Annotated in this window: 1 protein-coding gene; it reads right to left on the reverse strand. The window is 63.8% G+C overall.

The features are described 5' to 3' along the window. Positions 1–279, reverse strand: a 279-nt coding sequence (locus tag EIK80_RS25800) for a DEAD/DEAH box helicase family protein (protein WP_158624768.1), incomplete at both ends; no start/stop codon positions are given.

Here is a 279-nt window from a genome sequence, read left to right on the forward strand (position 1 = left end):
CGAGTGGCGCATCCGGTCGATCTGCTCGTTGATGGAGCTGTCCTTCTCGATATAGGTGTCGGTCCGGGGCACATAGGCCTCCGGATGGTAGTAGTCGTAGTAGCTGACGGAGTACTCGACCGCGTTCTCCGGGAAGAACGACTTCATCTCGCTGTAGAGCTGGGCGGCCAGGGTCTTGATTGGGGCCAGGATCAGCGCCGGGCGCTGGGTGGCGGCGGTGACCTGGGCCATGGTGAAGGTCTTGCCCGAGCCGGTGACGCCCAGCAGCACCTGGTCCTG

Source organism: Caulobacter sp. 602-1, from assembly GCF_003931565.1.
Classification (GTDB): domain Bacteria; phylum Pseudomonadota; class Alphaproteobacteria; order Caulobacterales; family Caulobacteraceae; genus Caulobacter.